Source organism: Thiomicrospira sp. WB1, from assembly GCF_001507535.1.
Classification (GTDB): Bacteria; Pseudomonadota; Gammaproteobacteria; order Thiomicrospirales; family Thiomicrospiraceae; genus Hydrogenovibrio.
The window spans coordinates 398,354-414,354 of the sequence record NZ_LQBN01000001.1 but is presented as its reverse complement, the minus strand read 5'-3'; the positions used below and the strand labels follow the sequence as shown (position 1 = coordinate 414,354).

Genomic DNA, 16,001 nt, shown 5'->3' with positions numbered 1-16,001 from the left:
CCTGAGCAAAACACTCAGGAATTAGTTTACCTTGCCGAGTGCATGAGTCAACCCTGGCCATCGCCATCCGCTCAAGGAATCCTCCATACTGCCTTAAGCAGTCTTCAATAAAGCCCCCTCCGATCCAGACTAAAATTCCCTCAAAATTTAAAAGGGGATTAATGATGCAACGAAAACCACTGGCCACGGCCATTCTGGCTCTCGCCTTTTTCCACGCACCGCAGTTCGTTTGGGCGCAGACCGAACCCGCCTATACACTGGACAATATCAGTATTACCGCCACCCGAATTGAACGCGAGAGCAAAAGCGTCCCTCAAAGTGTGGCCGTGGTGAACGAAGCCAGCATTGAGCGTGAAAACGCCATGAACATCAATGACGTGATTGACGCCATTCCCGGGGTTCAGGCCATTTCGGAAAACAATGGGTACGATTCGCGCCTGATCATTCGCGGGGCCGGACTCAAAGCCCCCTACGGCGTGCGCGAAATCATGGTAATTCGCGACGGCGTACCCATGACCGACCCCGACAGTTTTACCCGTTTTGATCTGATTGACATCGACGACATGGAAGGCGTCGAAATCTACAAAGGCCCCGGCTCGATTTATGCCAGCAACGCCAGTGGCGGCGTGGTCTTTATCAAATCCAAATCCGTATTTGACCCGCAGCAGGATCGAATCAAATTCGGCCTGGGCTCATTCGGCAGCCGACAGTTCAATGCCAAAAAGCAATTCGATGCCGGTGACAACGACAGCTTTGCTTTCAATATTTCCCGTCGTCAGTCCGACAACGACTGGCGTGATTGGAACCAGTTCGACTCGACGCAATTCAGTGTCAAACATGGGCATTTCTTTGACGATAATTCGGTGGTCGAAACCGAAATTGCCTACACCGAAGCCAACCTGCAATTGCCCCAATCCTTAAGCGCCGCCGAATTCGACGCCTACAAAGACACCGGCAAAACCACCAACACCAATGGCGCCTGGCGCAAAAACGGGCGTTATTCCAAAATGCTGTTCATCAACAGCCGTTATGAAACCACCATGGGGGACTACACCTTCAAGCCTCAGGTCTATTTCACCCACTGGGAACATTTCCACCCGGTCACCGGCATGATCAACGACGCCCCCGACAACAAGGTGTTTGGCACCGATCTCACCTGGCATCGCAGCCATGATCTGTTTGGTAACCCGGCGGAATTGTTGTTTGGCGTCACCGCACGCGCCGACATTCGCGAAAACGGCAAGAAATACACCTATGAAGACACCTCGACCGGTTTTGGCGGACGCATTTCCGAAGTGTTGACCGATGATAAAGGAGAACTGGCTCAGGTTGAAGACAGTCAGAACACCATTTTCGGTGCCTACATTCAGGACAGTTTTTCCCCCTCCCGGTCGCTGCTGGTGGACGTGGGCCTGCGTTATGATCGGGTCAATCTCTCGATCGACGGCAATGAAATCCTTGACTATGACTGGGGCTCGGGCACCTATCAGAGCGGGGCGGGCGATTACCGCTACGACGAGACCTACCACCTGATTTCGCCCAAGCTTGGATTAACCTATGCCTTGACCGACCAAACCAATCTGTATGGCATTATCGCTTCCGCCAATCAGGCCCCCACCGAAAGTGAAATGCAGGCCACGCGAGACAATGCGCCGAACAATACGGATCTGGACGCCTCCACCTCGACCAACTACGAAATCGGCCTCAAGCACCGCAGTCGCAAATGGTCGGCTGATCTTGCCTTATATTTCAATAAACTCAACGACGAAATCGTCAAAGTGGAAAACGGCAGTGCCGATTACTATGAAAATGCCGGCGAAACCGACAAAAAAGGCGTGGAGCTGACCGCCGCGTATCAACTGACCCCGAACTGGGGGCTGGGTGCCAGCGGCGCCAAAACCGAATACCGATACGTGGATTACGTCAGCGACGGCAATGATTACTCCGGCAATCTGCTGCGCTTTTCTCCCGAATATCAGTACAGCCTGTTTGTCGACTGGCGACAAGGCCCCTATTCCGCACGCGTCGAAACGGCGGGCGTGGGCGCTTACTATATGGACGATGCCAACAGCGAGGAATACAGCGGCTTTACCGGGTTGACCCACCTGACCATGGGCTATGAGCGCCAGGCCCATCAGGTCGCGTTCAGTGTGCACAACCTGACCGACAAACGCTACGCAACCGAAGTGTCCAAAACCTCCGGCTTTGGCGGCCCAAGCTACGATTACACCCCCGGCGCCCCCCGAACCGTCAAACTGAGTTATCAATACAACTACTAGGAGCCAGGCCATGAATCAGGTGAATCGCACCCGTCGCAAAAACGATCTGTTGGGCTGGCCGGTCATCGGCTGGTTTTTTACAAACAGCAAAATCATGCTGGGCGTGCGCCTGATCGTACTCGCCCTGCTCGGCTCGGCCATCTATTTTGGTTTGGTCTATCCGACTCAGGAGACCAACCCATACACCGGCGCGCTCTTCTGGTCGCTGTTCTGGCCGTTTTTTCTGATCGTGAGCATGGCCACACTGGGCACCGTCTTTTGCGGCATCTGCCCCCACAGCTTTGTGGGCAAATACCTTAACCGTCTCGGCCCCCAGAAGCCACTGCCGGGCTGGCTGAAAAATCGCTGGCTCGGGTTCGGGTTGCTCCTGATGGCTTACTGGGTGCCGCTTTATGCCTTTCCAGACGTCCTCAAAACCCCGTGGGTCAGCGCCGTTTTTTTTCTGGTGTTGACGACCTTTGCCTGGGTCATGTTTTATCGCTATCGCAACATGGCTTACTGCAGCAGCCTGTGCCCGATCGGCACCGTTACCAGCGCGTTCAGCAAAGTGGGCTTTGCCCAACTCAAAACCGATCAGACCCACTGCGAAACCTGTCGCAGCTTTGATTGCACCAAGGCCTGCGAATGGAACCTGCGTCCCTACTTTTTTGAAAAGAAAAATTCGATGGGCGACTGCACCCTCTGCATGGATTGTGCCCAGGCCTGCAACGCGGTGGAACTGACTCTGACCCGACCATCAAAACAACTGTCGCAGCCAAGCACCGCCAAAGAGCCGATGAACGTGTGGGTCTATGTGTGGTTGTTGGCGGTCATTTCGATCACCATGCGTTTTCACCATTCGCTGGGCCACTCGGCCATCAAGGAAGATTTGCCCTGGGTGCAGGCCGGTCAGTGGCTGGAAGCGATGATGCCCGTACCTATGCTGGATTGGGTCGGCGTCGTCGCCCTGACCATGGCGGTGACCCTCACTTTTGCCATCGTCTGGGGAACGTTTGCCATCAGCGCCAGACTGATCCAAATGCCGGTCAAAACGTATTTCCAATCGGTCGGTCAATTCATGGCCCCTCTGATGCTGATTGGCGCGCTCAGTCACATTGGCAGCTTTTTCTTTCTGCACTATGCCTCAGATTTGATGAATGCCGGTTACTGGCTGGTCGGCAGTGCCGCCACCGCCGAGCCGCTGGCCACCTTTCGCGATGGCTGGGTTCACCTGTTTGGTCTGTTTAATTACGTCGCGGTCATCTGGGCGCTCTGGGTGCTGCACAAACGTCTTGGATACTTAGCGGTGTCCGGTTTCCAGCGCGCCACACTCTGGCTGATCAGTGGCGGCATCATCTGGTTTTATCTGTTTTTGGTCGTGTTTCGGGCCCTGATTCCTTCCGGCCACTGAGGCAACCTTTGTTTCGCTCAGGCGAAAGCCCTCTTACGGGTTTTTGACCAGGCACTCGACCACCAGCCGATCGCGTGTGTCAAACAATCGCTTCTGCGCCAGCCACAGAGCGATCATCACCCCCGTGGCGGTGGACGTGGCCACCAGAAACATGATCATGATCTGGTATTTGACCGCTTCGATCGGGTCCACGCCCGCCAGAATCTGGCCGGTCATCATCCCGGGCAGAGACACCACGCCCGCGGCGGCCAGCATGTTGACCACCGGGATCAACGCCGTGTGCAGACTCTGGCGCTTTAAAAACGCCATCGACTCCCGGGCCGACTTGCCCAGCGCCAGCTGCGCCTCGATCACGTCTTTTTGCTGCACCGCGTTTTGCGTCAGCGTATTCAACCCCAGCCCGATGGCGGTCATGCTGTTGCCCAGAATCATCCCCAACAAAGGGATCGCATACTGCGGTTGAAACCAGGGCTCCGGCTCAATGATCAAGATCAAGGTGCCGAGTGTCAGCACAAGCGCCGTCATCGACAGCGACATCAGCCCCACCCAGAAAGAACCCAGTTTGGGAAAGCGGTAAGTCTGGCGCTTGAGAATCTCGTAACCGGCAAAGGTCATCATAATCACGGACACCAGCCCCACCAGCAACAGACTGTCGGAATAAAACACCCAACTCAGCCACACGCCCATCAGCAACAGCTGCACCACCATCCGCACCGAGGCCACCGCCAACTGACGTGTGTGCTCAAACCCATTCAAAAACAACAGGCCACCGGCGAACACCGTGATCAGCGACAAGCCAGCCAAATCCCAATAGGTGAGGGTAATCATTTCCATGCCACGGCATCCTTTTGCTTGGTCATTGTATGTGTGCGCTCGACCGGTTTCATAAAACCCTCACTCAACCGTCATCAGACGGTCACTTTACTGATTCATACTCACCCAATTGATGAATTTCTACCAGGCCTGGTTATTTTTATGCTCGACATCGAAGCCACCATTCTCGACAAATACCCCGACTTCAAACAAAAGCCCGGTTCCGGCGCGCTGCTGAGTTTTCTCAAAAAACTGACGCACGAAGATCAGATCAACGCCTTCATCGAACACAACCGGCATTTGCGCGGGTTTGCGTTTTTGGACAAAAGTTTAGAGCATTTTAACTTTTCCTACCAGGTCAACCACCGCCAGCTCGACAACATCCCGGCGCATGGGCGAGTCGTGATCGTCGCCAATCACCCCATCGGCTCCCTGGACGGTCTGGCTTTGCTCAAGCTGGTGCGCAGCGTGCGCCCGGACGTGCGCATCGTCGCCAACGAACTGCTGTCCAAGGTTGAGCCGTTTGAATCGCTGTTTCTGTCGGTGGACAACCTTTCGGCCAAAGCCAGCTACAAACAACAGTTCAAAGCCATGGTTCAGGCGCTGGACAATGACGAAGCCGTGATCATCTTCCCCGCCGGCGAAGTCTCGCGCATCCGCCCCAGTGGCGTGCGCGACGGCGAATGGAAAAGTGGCTTTCTGAAACTGGCGAAAAAAACCAATGCTCCCATCCTGCCCATCAATATCGATGCCCGTAACTCGGCCCTTTTCTATGGGCTTTCTTCGGTTTACAAACCGCTCGGCACCCTGATGCTGGTGCAGGAGATGTTCAATAAAAACGACCAGCAGATCGCGTTTCACATCGGTCGCCTGATACCGTTCAAAGCCGTGGCCGAACTGGATTTGCCTGACAAGAAAATCGCCAAGCTGATGCGCAAACACGTCTATCGGCTGGCCACCCCCAAAAAAGCGGCACGCAAATGCCCGTTTGACACCGAAAACACCCTGGCGCATCCGGTGGATCGCAGCGCGCTGAAAAAAGACCTGCGCCACGGCGAGCTGCTGGGCGAAACCGCCGACGGCAAAAAAATCGTCCTGTTCGACTACGAAGCCGACTCCCCCGTGATGCGCGAAATCGGCCGCCTGCGCGAACTGACCTTTCGCACCGTCGAGGAAGGCACCGGCGAATCCTATGATCTGGATGCGTATGATGCCGAATTTCGGCATCTGGTGTTGTGGGACGATCAGGAACTGGAAATCGTGGGCGCTTACCGCATCGGCGAATGCGCGCAAATTCTGGAACGCTCAGGGATGGATGGGCTCTATACCCCCAGCCTGTTTGACTTCAACCCGGCATTGATCGAGCGCCTGCCGCAGTCACTGGAAATGGGGCGCAGCTTTGTGCAACCGCGCTACTGGGGCAAACGCAGTCTGGATTATCTGTGGTATGGCATCGGCGCCTACATCAAACGCCACCCCGAGATTCGTTACTTTTACGGGCCGGTCACCCTGTCCGATGCCTACCCGCAAGTGGCCAAAGAACTGATCGTCGCTTTTTTCAGCGAACAGTTTGGCGACGACGCCAACATGGCCGTGGGCAAACGCCCGTTTCGCGCCTCCGACGAGGTCAAACAACTGGCCAAAGAAAGCTTTCGGGGCGACTACAAAGACGCCTACAAAAAACTTAACCGCCTGCTCGATCAATATCAAGTCAAGGTGCCTACCCTGTTCAAACAATACGCCGAGCTGTGCGAACCCGGCGGCATGCGCTTCATCGACTTCAGTGTCGACCCAGACTTCGGCGACTGCATCGACGCCCTGATCCTGGTCGACATCCAACAGATCAAACCCAAAAAATTCCAGCGCTATATCGGTGAACTGTCAGCCTGATCCACTTTTAACCAGGCCTGGTTACAAGAGCTCTTTTTAGTAAAAATTTAAGCCTCAGCACTATGGGCTGTGGGTGATCGTAAAAAAGGACACCCATATTTTTTCATTCATGACTGACTAAAAGCCGCCTTGTGTATAATCTGTGGTAGATTGGATCACTCACTTGCAAAAGGAGCGTGCCATGCAGACGATACCAACGCAAGAATGGCAAAGCTTGCCAGAACATGCGCAGCAGGAGATCATTGATTTCTTTTTGTTTTTAAAACAGAAATACGCAAATAACGGCGATGCCATTGAAACCCAGGCGTTTTCCAATCACAGCGCTCAACAAGTTGAAGACTGGCTTGGGTCAGAGGAAGATGACGTATGGAAGTAAAGCAAGGCGAGGTTGTGTTGTGCCAGTTTTATTTCAGCGATGCAAAACAGGCCAAAAACCGCCCTGTTATGGTCTACAAGGATAACTTGCCATTTGATGATTTCATTGGCATCCCGATCAGCTCCAAAAGCATTCAACATAGCGATGAGCTGCCCATCAACAACCGTGAATTTTTATTGGGGTCATTGCCAAAGCCCTCAAAACTCATTATTCGCAAAACGTTCGTCATTTCAAAGCAGGTCGTTCTCAAGCGTTACGGACAAGTCAATCCGCAAAAAATGGATGAGATTTTCCACGCCTTTTGCAACTATTTTGAATGCCGACAATAATAAAGAAAAATGGACACCCATTTTTCTTCTGTCACGCATTGTGAAAATCGGTCACGCCTCTGCCAGCCCATTTTTATCTTTAAGCATGGCCATATCCGCATGCTTGATCAGGGCGTCCACATCCGTCGCGTTATCCGGGTACGTTGCCGACCCGATGCTGGTTTGCAAGGTTTGTTTGAAAGCGCCCTCTTCCAGCGGATGTTCGCTCAAAAGATCATGAACCTGTTTTTTAATGTTGGGAACATTCGTTTGATCCGTATTGTTTAAAACCAGCAGAAATTCATCGCCTCCCATCCGAAAGAGCTGACCACGTTCGCTGAAATGCGTTTTCAAAAGGGTGGCAAAGTGAACCAGAGCAGCATCGCCCACATCGTGTCCGTATTGGTCATTAATGGGTTTGAATTGATTCAAATCCATTAAAAAAATCGTAAACGGCGACCCGCTTTCTCTTGCCTGCTTGAGTTCTTCGACCAATTCATCCAGCATTTTTCTGCGATTGCCAACGCCGGTCAAGGCATCAAAGTGAGCCGCCTGGACGGTCTTGCCATAGGAATCACTGAGCGCCTTGCCCAACCGGTTAAAGGCATGTCTGATTCGCTCAATTTCATAGATGTTTGTCCGCTTGGAAAGGTAATCCAGTTCATCATGCGAATTAATCTGATCAATAAAATGGCTCAGGTCCTTCAGAGGCGAAATCACCCAGAACCGAAGGTAGAGAAAGGTCAGCGCAAACATAATCAGAAATGAAATCAATGTAAACGTCACCAACAGCACCATCACATCGGTCAAGGAAAACACCACCTTCGACAGTGGAAATTGATGCGTGATCAACGCTTTTTGACTGCCAACCGTCTCCTCGGTATGGCATGCGATGCATTGCTTTTCCACCTTCACCGGGTAATGCACTGTCATGTTTTGTTCCGACCGAACCACTTCCACAGAATCCAGTTTCTTGAAATCGGTGGTGGCCAGCTGAATGTCCATTTGCGAAAAGCTTTGATTCATTTCACGCACCAGCTTTTGCAGCTCTTCCGAGTCGGCCCCTTTTTTCATCAGCGCTTGCAGGCCGACCATCATGGCTTTGGAGTTGGACACCGACGCATCGGTGACATGGTTGGTTAAGACCTTCTGCCCCCAAAAAAACAAAAACACCCCTAGAAAAATCAATGACAGAACCGCTGACAACGACATGGCGTGCAAGGCAATGTTTTGAACGGATCTTGGTTTTTGGTTCAAAGGAAGCTCCCCGTGCGTCTGCTAGAGCTTGTATTCTATCGTTTCAGGACGGTGGCGTCCTCCCTGAGTAACGACATTCTTTTTTTCCGCACCCATTTCACCAATCACACTACCTGACTAGGCAGGCCTGGTAAAAACACCTTGAGCACAAATGGTTTTTGGCCCGCCCTTTGCTTTGGTCACAAAAACACCACAAAACTGTGGTTTTTATGACAATTCCGCGACGTGGCAGGACATACCATGAGCCAAGACAAACAGACCAACGAACACGAATACAAACTGGGCGAGCACAAGGCCATCATCACCCGCACGGACAAGGTGGGCACCATCAATCGGGTGAACCCGGACTTTGAAGCGGCGTCTGGCTATGAATCCGAGGAGTTGCTGGGCAATCCACATAACATGGTGCGCCACCCGTTTATGCCCAAAGAGGCCTTTCGTGATTTCTGGACAACGTTGAAGGCCGGTAAATTCTGGCGCGGCCTGGTTAAAAACCGTCGCAAAAACGGTGATTATTACTGGGTCAAAGCCACCGCGGTTCCCATCCAAAACGGTTATCTGTCGTTTCGCGTGCAACCGTCGGAGGCAGAAATTCGTGCCGCCGAACGTCTGTATGCACGCATGAACCGAGAGGATGATGTCACCCTGGACCAGGGGCGTGTGGTGCCTCAGGGACTAAAAGGGGTGTTCTGGCGTTGGGGCCAAAAACTGTCCGCATTGCCACTGAAAACCAAAATCTTTTTGCCGCTGATGACCATCTGGCTGTTGGTGATCGCCTTGCTGTGGCAACAGGGCTCGGCATTGCGTGACCGTGTGATCATGGAGGCGGGCAAGGCCGCGGCGACTTCGAGCATCCAAAACGCGCAGAATGCCCGTCAGTTTTATTCCGAACACGTGATTCCGGTGGGTCAGAAAGCGGGCATCGGCATCAGCCATGAGCAAGACAGCCTGAGCCTGCCGCTGCCAGCCAGTTTCATGCGGGCGCTCAGCAATATGAGCGACGACGGCGGCAAACTTCGCCTGTTCAGTCAGGACCCGTTCAAATTCCGAACCCAAGACGAAACCCGTCTGGATGCGTTTGAAACCACGGCGCTGGCCCAGCTTAAAGCCAACCCCGACCAGCCGTTTTATCAGATCGAAGAACGCGACGGTGCCCCGGTGTTTCGCTATGCGGTCGCCGACATCATGACCGATGAATCCTGTGTGGCCTGTCACAACAGCCACCCGGATTCACCCAAAACTGACTGGCAGCTGGGCGATGTGCGCGGCGCACTGGAAGTGTCGGTGCCTCTGGCCCAGGTCGAAGCCACGATCACCCACCATTTCTGGGTGGTGCAGGGCGCGTTGATCATTCTGATCGCGGCATCCTTGGTGGCGGTCTGGTTCCTGGCCAGCGGTCTGTCACGCCGACTGGAGCGTTCCGTCTCTGTAGCCGAGCGCATTGCCGAGGGTGATCTGAATTTTGAAACGCCGGTGATGGCACAGGACGAATCTGGGCGCATGATGAATGCCCTGACCAAGCTGCAAACCCGTTTGCGTGAGCTGATTTATGATTTGGGCTACGACGCCCAGCATCTGAGCGACGCGGCGCAAAATCTGGATCAGCAGAGCGACAAGGTTACCCAAACTGCGATCAACCAGAAAGAAGCCACCGAAAATGTGGCCGTTGCCGTGGAAGAACTGACCCGTGCGATGGAGCAGATTTCGGATCATTCCGATCGCGTGCATCATCTGGCGGAAGATTCGCGCAATGCGGCCATCGAAAGCTCACGCACTGTGCACGAGTCGGCCGACAGCCTGAGCGAAATGGCCCAGCGCGTGTCCACCGCCACCGAGAACTTCGAAGCGCTCAAACACATGTCGCAGGACGTGGGCGGCATCGTCAACACCATCGAAGACATCGCCGAACAGACCAACCTGCTGGCATTGAACGCCGCGATCGAAGCCGCCCGCGCAGGCGAACACGGACGCGGCTTTGCGGTGGTGGCCGACGAAGTACGCGGCCTGTCCCAGCGCACCTCGCAATCCACCGAGGAGATTTCCAAGGTCATCGGTCACATTCAGACCATGATCGGCAAAGTCGGCGATGACATGCAAAACAGCATTGAACAGATGCAACAGGGCGTGGATCTGGCGCACACCGCGGGCGATGCCGTCGCAGGTCTGGAAAGCAAATCCAACGATGTGACCCAGGCGATTGAGCAGATTCAGAACTTCCTCAAAGAGCACGAACAGGCCGTGGCCATGATCGGCGACAAGGTCGAACTGATCACCCATGAATCAGACGAAGTGGTCAAAGGCAATGAGTCGGTCAACCAATCGGGCGAGCGCCTCAGTCAGATGTCCAAAGACGTGGAAAGTTATTCGCGCCAATTCAAGGTCATCTGATCACTTTGCGCCGTTCGCATTCCAACGGACGGCCAAAACCGTTAGCATAACCGACACGAACATTAAATTGATTGAGTTGGTATGCAGCCCCTTTCCCAATTTCTGCAGGAAGCCGTGGGCCTGATCTGGGGCCCACCCATGATTATTCTGCTGGTCGGCGGCGGTCTTTGGCTGACGCTTCAGGGCCGGTTTTATCCGTTTCGTCATTTAAGCCATTCTCTGGCCATCCTGACCGGCCGTTATGACCGTGCCAACGCCGCCGGTGACATTTCGCACCGTCAGGCTTTGTCGGCGGCTCTGGCCGGCACCCTGGGATTGGGCAATCTGGCCGGGGTCGCGCTGGCGCTGTCAGCCGGCGGGCCAGGCGCGATTTTCTGGATGTGGCTGTCTGCGCTGGTGGGCATTTCCACCAAGTTTTTTACCGGCTCGCTGGCCGTGATGTACCGCGGCCACGACACCAACGGTCAGCTTCAGGGCGGCCCCATGTATGTGATCGAGCAGGGACTGGGCCGACAGTGGAAACCGCTGGCGGTGTTTTTTGCCATCGCCGGGTTGCTGGGCACCCTGCCCGCCTTTCAGATCAATCAGCTCACCGAAGTCATCACCACCCAGTTACCGGCTGAGGCGATGGCCTTGCCGGAATGGGTCTGGTTGAGTCTGCTTGGGGCATTGCTGATGGCGTTGGTGGCGAGCGTGATCTGGGGCGGGTTGCAGCGACTGGCCATGGTCGCGGTCACACTGGTGCCAAGCATGGTGATCCTCTATCTGATCATGACCGTCAGTGTGCTGGCTCAGCATGCGAGCGATCTGCCGGGCATACTGGCCACCATTTTTTACCAGGCCTGGTCACCGGATGCGATTTATGGCGGGCTTTTGGGCGTGATGATCATTGGCATCAGTCGCGGCGCTTTTTCCAACGAAGCCGGGATCGGCACCGAAGTGATGGCGCATGGCGCCGCCAAAACCGACGAGCCCATTCGGGAAGGACTGGTCGCCAGTCTGGGCCCCATCATTGACACCCTGATCGTGTGCACAGCCACCGCGCTGGTGATTCTGGCCACCGGCGTGCTCACGCCCGACACCGAATTGAGCGGCATTGACCTGACCTTGCAGGCGTTTGGCGAGGGCATCGGGTTGTTTGGCACACTGGGCGTCTCGGTCATGGTGCTGGTGCTCAGCCTCACCACCGTGATCACCTTCTGGTATTACGGCCACAAATGCTTTGGCTATCTGTTCGGCGCCGACAAGGCTGCCGTCTTTAAATATCTTTATCTGCTCACGGTATTTCTGGGCGCGGTGCTGTCGATTGAAGTGGTGTTTTATTTTCTGATCGGCTTTTACGGCTTGATGGCCATCCCCACCATGACCGCGACCCTGCTGCTGGCGCCGCACGTCAAGGCGCAGGCCAGACGTTACTTTCAGATGCGTTCCGATACGCCGCCCTGATGGCCTCGAGCATGGGCTGCCATTCGTCGGGCGCGGTGTCGGGTCGCAGGCACCACTGCATCAAATCCTGATCATTGACCTGCAGCAGGCGCTCAAACTGCGTGAGCCGCGTCTCATTCAAGCCCGATTCTTCGGCCATGGCAAACAGGTTCTGCCAATAGGCCATCAGCAGTGATTCGGTTTCGCTGTTACCGCGACGACAGGCCAGACGGAGCATTTTCAAGCGTTCGATCTGCGACAGCGCCATGTCAGTCGACTTGCTTTTTCAGCATCAGGGATTTGAGTTCGTTGATGGCCTGACTGGGGTTGAGGCCTTTGGGGCAACTGGCGGTGCAGTTCTGGATGTTGCGGCATCGGAAGGTTTTGTAAACGTCGTCGAGTTTTTCCAACCGGTCGCGTGTGGTGATGTCACGACTGTCGATGACAAAGCGCCGCGCGGCCAGTAACGCCGCCGGGCCGTGAAACTGGTCCGGGTTCCACCAGAAAGACGGGCAACTGGTGGCACAACAGCCACACAAGATACATTCATAACTGCCGTCCAAACGTTCACGTTCTTGCGGGCTTTGCAGCAACTCGTGGTCCAGGTCGATGGTCTGATTGGGTTGCGTCGGCTGCAAATACGGATCGACCGACTCATAATGCCGGTAAAACAAATCCATGTCGATCACCAGATCACGAATCACCGGCAACCCCGGCATAGGCCGGATCACCACCGGTGCGGGCAGGGACTTGACCTGGGTGATGCAACTGAGCACATTCTGCCCGTTGACGTTCATGCCATCGGAGCCACACACCCCTTCTTTACAGGAGCTGCGAAAGGTCAGCGTCGGGTCCTGCTCGCGCAGCATTTCCAGTGCGCCCAACAGCATGGTGTCGTCATTGATCCGATCATCGGCCAGCTCGAACGACTGCATGTAAGGTTCGTCGTGCGATTCCGGCTGATAGCGATAAATGGAAAATTGCATCACATGACCTCCACTAATAAACGCGGGCTTTGGGCTCAAACCCGTCCACTGTCAGTGGTGTCAGGTTGACTGGTTTGTAGGTCAGGCGGTGGTCCTGCAGAAAATACAGACTGTGTTTTAACCAGGCCTGGTCATCCCGATCCGGATAATCCATGCGCGAATGCGCGCCGCGGCTTTCCTTGCGAGCCAGCGCCGAATACGCCGTGGCGGTGGCCAGCGTCATCAGGTTTTCCAGCTCCATCGCTTCCAGTCGTTCCAGATTAAACGCCGCGCTGGCATCCTGCAACGAGACCTTCTTCAGGCGTGCCTGCAAAGCCGCCAGCGACGCACATAATTGCGTCAGCGTTTCTTCGGTGCGAAACACCCCGCAATCCTGTTGCATCGCTGCCTGCAGATCGCGCCGGATGGCGGCGACACTGTCCTCGGATCGGGCCTCGTCTGACACCGCCTGTTGCCAGTGAGCCAAACGCTGCTGAATCGGCGCCAGATCCAACGGCGAATCAGCCTGCGTCCGCGTATTGGGCCCGGCCAACGCCGCTTGCAGATGGCGCGCGGCGGCCCGACCGAACACCACAATATCGAGCAATGAATTGCCACCCAGACGGTTGGCGCCATGCACCGACACGCAGGCACATTCGCCGATGGCGTACAGGCCGGCGACGGGCGTGGCCTCACCCTGAACCGATTGCGTCAGCACGCGACCGTGAAAATCCGTGGGGATGCCGCCCATCATATAGTGTGCGGTGGGGTAAACCGGCACCGGGCTGTCGCACATATCCAGCCCCAAAAACGTCAGCGCAATGTCCCGAATACCGGGCAACCGTTGTTTGATCACCTCGGCATCCAGATGAGTCAGATCGAGCAGCACATGATCTTTGTTCGGTCCACACCCCCGCCCCTCTTTGACTTCAACCGCAATGGCGCGCGCCACCACATCGCGCGACGCGAGGTCTTTGACGTTGGGGGCATAATCGACCATAAACGCCCGGCCTTCGGCGTTGCGCAAAACCCCGCCTTCGCCCCGCGCCGCCTCGGACAACAGCATACCCTTGCCCGCCACACCGGTGGGGTGAAACTGCCAGAACTCCATGTCCTGCAGCGGCAGGCCAGCCCGCAACACCATTGCCAGCCCGTCGCCGGTATTGATTTTGGCATTGGTGTTGGTTTCAAACAGCTGACAGGCACCGCCCGTGGCCAGCACCACCGAGCGGGCACGCAACAGTTGTACCTTGCCCCGGGCAATGTCCAGAATCACCAGGCCTGCCACCTCGCCCTGCGCGTCTTTGACCAGATCCACGGCAAAGGCTTCGTTAAAAAAGGTCGTGCCCGCCTTCAGATTCTGTTGATACAGGGTATGCAATATCGCATGGCCGGTCCGATCGGCCGCGGCACAGGTTCGTGTGGCTTGAGATTTGCCAAAGCGCTGACTCTGTCCGCCGAAAGGTCGCTGGTAAATGGTACCGGCGTCGGTGCGCGAAAACGGCACACCAAAATGCTCCAGCTCACGCACAATTTCTGCCGCTTCCCGGCACATGAACTCAATCGCGTCCTGGTCCCCCAGGTAATCACTGCCCTTGATGGTGTCATACATGTGCCAGTGCCAGTTGTCCTCGCTGAGGTTCCCCAGCGCGGCATTAATGCCGCCTTGTGCCGCCACCGTGTGCGAACGGGTCGGAAACACCTTGGACACCACCGCCACGTTCTGGTCGCTCTGAGCCAGTTGCAGCGCCGAGCGCAACCCCGCGCCACCGGCTCCCACAATCACCGCATCAAAATGGTAAATGTCCCATTGCGCCGGATTATCCAGCTCCGCCAAACTCATAACAGGCCACCCTCATTGGCTTCGACCAGAATCCGCCAGGCCGCATACAACGCAAACCCAACCCAAAACGCCAGCATCGTGGCCAGCGCCATCAACCATAACCCGACACGTGGGCGGGGAGCATAGTCAAGAATCGCATCGCGCACACCGACCCAGGCATGCACCGCCAGCAGACCGATGGTCAGTACACTGGCCACCCAAAAAAGCGGCTGGCTGAGCACCCCCATCAGCGCCGCATGCGACGAGACTGGCTGAAACGCCAGATAAGCCACGGCCAGTGGCACATACACCAATAGCCAAACAGCGCTCACGCGCTGCCACAGGTGAGCCCGAAACCCTGTCAATAATCGAGTCACTGCCACACCCCCAGCACAATCAATACCGCACCGAACACAAACACACCAATCAGAACCAAAGCAGAGCGGTGATTGGCCTGTCGCGTTGCCTGAGCTTTGGACGGGTGATCAAAACCTTGATGCTCAACGATCAGATGTCGCAACCCGGTCAGCCAATGCCACCAGAAGCTCAGTGCCAGCAGCGTCCAGCCGATTTTGGCCCAGGGGCTCGCAGCCCAACGCATCAACGCCTCAAAGGACTCAGGCACCGTCACCAGCCAGACACCCCAGACAAACGCCAGACCACCCAGCAGAACCATCGCCAGCCCCGACAGCCGATGCATAATCGACAGCAAAGCATTCAGCGGGTAGCGAAACGCAAACGGGTTGCGCAGCACCGGGCGTTTATCGGGGAACTGATACATGATGATCCACCTGACTCCTGGTCATTTATCCATCCAAACCGTTCTTTCAAGTGCCCGAGCGCACTTGAGACGACCACCTTCTTGCCCATAGCTGGGTTGAACTTAACCATTAGCCTGAGACACCATTTAATCTTACGCGAAAAACCGGTCTCTTGTCATGATCTTAAGGTTTTTAAACGGATTGTTTGACAGGTTCCAAGACACCTCATCAGAAACACAACGCTTGAACCAGGCAAACCTGATTGTCCTCTGGGACAGAAAATCGTTTATGATAATATTGAAAATGGATTCGATGCCGAAGCCAAGG

14 protein-coding genes are annotated in these 16,001 nt (G+C 55.3%); 7 read left to right on the top strand and 7 right to left on the bottom strand.

Translation table 11 applies throughout. The annotated features are described in order from the left end of the window. The first annotated feature begins 161 nt into the window (after positions 1–161). Together AVO41_RS01870 and AVO41_RS01865 are read left to right on the top strand one after the other, a co-directional pair. Positions 162–2,279 carry a TonB-dependent receptor gene (locus AVO41_RS01870; RefSeq protein WP_082676429.1) on the top strand — a complete coding sequence of 706 codons (2,118 nt, stop codon included), beginning with the start codon at positions 162–164 and terminating at the stop codon, positions 2,277–2,279. Positions 2,280–2,289: 10 nt separating this feature from the next. Beyond that, positions 2,290–3,669, top strand: a complete 1,380-nt coding sequence (locus AVO41_RS01865; protein ID WP_068581755.1) for a 4Fe-4S binding protein — start codon at positions 2,290–2,292, stop codon at positions 3,667–3,669. Positions 3,670–3,702: 33 nt separating this feature from the next. On the opposite strand, the gene fetB is transcribed toward AVO41_RS01865, so the two are convergent. Continuing rightward, positions 3,703–4,503, bottom strand: a complete 801-nt coding sequence (gene fetB, locus AVO41_RS01860; protein WP_068581752.1) for an iron export ABC transporter permease subunit FetB — start codon at positions 4,501–4,503, stop codon at positions 3,703–3,705. A 141-nt stretch (positions 4,504–4,644) separates the two neighbouring features. On the opposite strand from fetB, the gene AVO41_RS01855 reads away from it, so the two are divergent. The 3 genes from AVO41_RS01855 to AVO41_RS01845 all read left to right on the top strand — a co-directional run bounded on the left by AVO41_RS01855 (position 4,645) and on the right by AVO41_RS01845 (position 7,077). After that, positions 4,645–6,372, top strand: a complete 1,728-nt coding sequence (locus tag AVO41_RS01855; protein ID WP_068581749.1) for a GNAT family N-acyltransferase — start codon at positions 4,645–4,647, stop codon at positions 6,370–6,372. A gap of 163 nt (positions 6,373–6,535) precedes the next feature. Further along, positions 6,536–6,748 carry a DUF2281 domain-containing protein gene (locus AVO41_RS01850; protein WP_153003453.1) on the top strand — a complete coding sequence of 71 codons (213 nt, stop codon included), beginning with the start codon at positions 6,536–6,538 and terminating at the stop codon, positions 6,746–6,748. Next, positions 6,739–7,077 carry a type II toxin-antitoxin system PemK/MazF family toxin gene (locus tag AVO41_RS01845; protein ID WP_068581744.1) on the top strand — a complete coding sequence of 113 codons (339 nt, stop codon included), beginning with the start codon at positions 6,739–6,741 and terminating at the stop codon, positions 7,075–7,077. The genes AVO41_RS01850 and AVO41_RS01845 overlap by 10 nt, the downstream gene beginning before the upstream one ends. Positions 7,078–7,128: 51 nt before the next feature. Here AVO41_RS01845 and AVO41_RS01840 read toward each other — a convergent pair whose 3' ends face one another. After that, a complete protein-coding gene (locus AVO41_RS01840; protein WP_153003452.1) occupies positions 7,129–8,313 on the bottom strand; it encodes a GGDEF domain-containing protein in 1,185 nt (394 codons plus the stop codon). 240 nt (positions 8,314–8,553) lie between these two features. Between AVO41_RS01840 and AVO41_RS10920 the strand changes: the two genes are divergently transcribed. Both AVO41_RS10920 and AVO41_RS01830 read left to right on the top strand, forming a co-directional pair. Beyond that, the gene (locus AVO41_RS10920; RefSeq protein WP_068581738.1) at positions 8,554–10,701 is read left to right on the top strand and encodes a methyl-accepting chemotaxis protein; all 2,148 of its coding nucleotides are present in this window, start codon (positions 8,554–8,556) and stop codon (positions 10,699–10,701) included. 81 nt (positions 10,702–10,782) lie between these two features. Next, positions 10,783–12,147, top strand: a complete 1,365-nt coding sequence (locus tag AVO41_RS01830) for a sodium:alanine symporter family protein (protein ID WP_068581736.1) — start codon at positions 10,783–10,785, stop codon at positions 12,145–12,147. On the opposite strand, the gene AVO41_RS01825 is transcribed toward AVO41_RS01830, so the two are convergent. Genes AVO41_RS01825 through sdhC form a run of 5 tightly spaced genes read right to left on the bottom strand, consistent with a single transcriptional unit; the run spans position 12,095 to position 15,694 of the window. Next, positions 12,095–12,394: a succinate dehydrogenase assembly factor 2 gene (locus AVO41_RS01825; RefSeq protein ID WP_068581734.1), complete on the bottom strand. Its 300-nt coding sequence runs from the start codon at positions 12,392–12,394 to the stop codon at positions 12,095–12,097. The genes AVO41_RS01830 and AVO41_RS01825 overlap by 53 nt on opposite strands. 1 nt (position 12,395) lies before the next feature. Next, a complete protein-coding gene (locus AVO41_RS01820; RefSeq protein ID WP_068581731.1) occupies positions 12,396–13,112 on the bottom strand; it encodes a succinate dehydrogenase iron-sulfur subunit in 717 nt (238 codons plus the stop codon). Positions 13,113–13,125: 13 nt separating this feature from the next. Continuing rightward, complete coding sequence (sdhA, locus tag AVO41_RS01815; RefSeq protein WP_068581729.1) at positions 13,126–14,934, bottom strand: succinate dehydrogenase flavoprotein subunit; 1,809 nt, start codon at positions 14,932–14,934, stop codon at positions 13,126–13,128. Continuing rightward, positions 14,931–15,290 (bottom strand): succinate dehydrogenase, hydrophobic membrane anchor protein, encoded by a 360-nt coding sequence (gene sdhD / locus AVO41_RS01810; protein ID WP_160326772.1) that lies wholly within the window; start codon positions 15,288–15,290, stop codon positions 14,931–14,933. Before sdhD ends, sdhA begins: the two co-directional genes overlap by 4 nt. Continuing rightward, positions 15,287–15,694, bottom strand: coding sequence for a succinate dehydrogenase, cytochrome b556 subunit (gene sdhC / locus AVO41_RS01805; protein ID WP_068581722.1), 408 nt, complete (start codon positions 15,692–15,694; stop codon positions 15,287–15,289). Before sdhC ends, sdhD begins: the two co-directional genes overlap by 4 nt. Between the last annotated feature and the right edge of the window lie 307 nt (positions 15,695–16,001).